Annotated in this window: 3 protein-coding genes; all 3 read left to right on the forward strand. The window is 72.7% G+C overall.

Features of this window, described 5'->3' with window-relative positions:
* Window positions 1-815 (forward strand): hypothetical protein (locus D7W81_RS42690; RefSeq protein WP_120560719.1); only part of this gene is annotated, 815 nt, incomplete at its 5' end.
* A gap of 137 nt (window positions 816-952) precedes the next feature.
* The gene (locus D7W81_RS40975; RefSeq protein WP_120560720.1) at window positions 953-1,657 is read left to right on the forward strand and encodes a CHAP domain-containing protein; all 705 of its coding nucleotides are present in this window, start codon (window positions 953-955) and stop codon (window positions 1,655-1,657) included.
* 13 nt (window positions 1,658-1,670) lie between these two features.
* Window positions 1,671-2,073 (forward strand): transglycosylase domain-containing protein (locus D7W81_RS40980; RefSeq protein ID WP_244227792.1); only part of this gene is annotated, 403 nt, incomplete at its 3' end.

Genomic DNA, 2,073 nt, shown 5'->3' on the forward strand with positions numbered 1-2,073 from the left:
GGATGACGGCGGTGGGCGTCGCGGTGGGCCTGGCGGGCTCGGAGGCGCTGGCCGGGGCCCTGGGCGTGTCCCCGAGAATGGCGCCCGTGGGCATGGGCGTGGTGCTGGGACTGGCGCAGGGCTGGGTCCTGCGGCGCGAGGTGTATGGCGCCGCCGTCTGGGTGGCGGCGTGCGTGGTGGGCTATGGCATGGCCGGGCCGGTGGCGGACTGGAAGCTCCAGGCCTGGAGGACGGCGGTGCTCGAGAACGCGACCGGGCGCCTGTCCTCCATCGTCATCAAGGCGCAGACCCTGACGTGGGTGGCGCTCGCGCTGAGCATGGTGATTGGCGGCGTGTTCATCTTCACGAGCCTGCGCACGCAGATGCTGCCCGCTCTGGGCTCGCGGCTGCCCGGGATCATGGGGCAGCTCGCGTTCCTGGGGCTGGCCCTGCCGCTGATGGTCGCGCTGGAGGCCCGGGAGAAGAGCGCTCCGCCGCCGGAGGAGGGCGCGGGCTGTCGCCTCATGCCCAGGCCCACGTACGCGCCGGTCCGGCCCCGAGGCGTCCCGAGTACGCCCTCCGGTGAGGAGGTCTTCAGCCCCGGATGCACCACCAGGGGCTGCGGGCCTCCGATGCACATGGAGGCGCCCTCCCGGCCCCCCGTGGACCCTGACCGCGGACATGAGGGCATCGTCCACGAAGAGCACGTGCTCCGGCTGAGCGCCACGTCGGGCAGGAGGAAGTGGAACAACCCCGCGAGCACGGAGGCCGAGCCCATCAACGCGGCCGTGGCTCCCGGAACCGGCAGGGCCTCCGCGGACACCGTCCTGCCCTGACGGCTTCAGGGCGCGCGCTTGCCGTGGGTGGGAACTTCCTTGCCCACCGCATGCCGAGGGGTCAGCGCCATCCGTCGTGAGCTGGACACGCGCAACGCCGCGAGGGCCGGGCACGGCGGTTGCTCTGTCGCGTCCGCATGGGACGAGGCGTGTGGGTGGGCGCGTTGGTGAGCGCGCTGGTGTGGGGCGGGGCAGCGGATGCAGCGAGCAAGGCCACGGCGACGAAGAAGGACCGGCCGGTGGTCCAGCTGGCGGACCGGGCGCTGTGGCGGGCGAAGTCCTGGGTGGGGATGACGACGCTGGCGAAGATGAGCTCGACGGTGACGGATGACTGCTCGGGCATGACGCGGCTGGCGTTCCAGCAGCGGCGGTTGGATTTGCTGCCGGACGACGTGCTGCCGGAGGAGAACGGCGTCACGGCCATCCACCGCAAGGCGCGCGCGCTGGGCATGCTGACGGAGACGCCGACGCCGGGCGCGCTGGTGTTCTTCAAGAACACGTTCGACCGCAACCGCGACGGCCTCATCAACGACGGCCTCACGCACATCGGCATCGTGGAGCGCGTGGGGGCGGACGGCACGGTGACGTTCGTGCACAAGTCGGGCGGGCTGGTGAAGCGCTCGCGCTTCAACCTCCTGCATCCGGAGGCGCGCAAGGACGCGAAAGGGCACATCCTCAACGACTGGCTGCGCCGCAAGGGGAAGAAGACGCGCGGCTACATGGCGGGGGAGCTGGTGGCGGGCTTCGCGTCGGTGGACGAGCGCTGGCGTTCGCCCGAGCCGACCCGCATGGCCTCCGCGAAGCTCGCCGTGAAGGGTGACGCCCGGACGGCACAGCGCTAGACACGGCCGTCCGATGTCCACCGTCGAAGCTCCACCCGAGGTCCCGAGTCCCGCACCCGCCGAGCCCGTCCGGCCGCCTCCGCCGGAGGTGCGCCCCGCGCCGCCGCGAAGAAGGCGGTGGGGGCGCTGGGTGGCGGTGGGCGTGCTGGTGCTGGGCGTGGGCATCGCGGTGGCCACGTTCGCCGGGCTGCCGGACCCGAGCGCCCTGGCGAAGGAGAACCCGAAGACGACGGCGCTGATGGAGCAGCGCGCGAGCGAGGCGCGCGAGGCCGGGCGCAAGCCGCGCCGCCGTCAGCAGTGGGTGCCGCTGTCGGCGGTGTCCAAGCCCGCGGTGGACGCGGTGCTCCTCTCCGAGGACGCGAGCTTCTATCTGCACGACGGCGTGGACACGGTGGAGCTGGCGCACGCGGTGAGCC

Origin of the sequence: Corallococcus aberystwythensis (assembly GCF_003612165.1) — a bacterium.
GTDB lineage: Bacteria > Myxococcota > Myxococcia > Myxococcales > Myxococcaceae > Corallococcus > Corallococcus aberystwythensis.

Bases quoted from the DNA above. Each gene is read 5' to 3' on its own strand.
- D7W81_RS40975 (WP_120560720.1), top strand. From the start codon at position 953: ATGGGACGAGGCGTGTGGGTGGGCGCGTTGGTGAGCGCGCTGGTGTGG.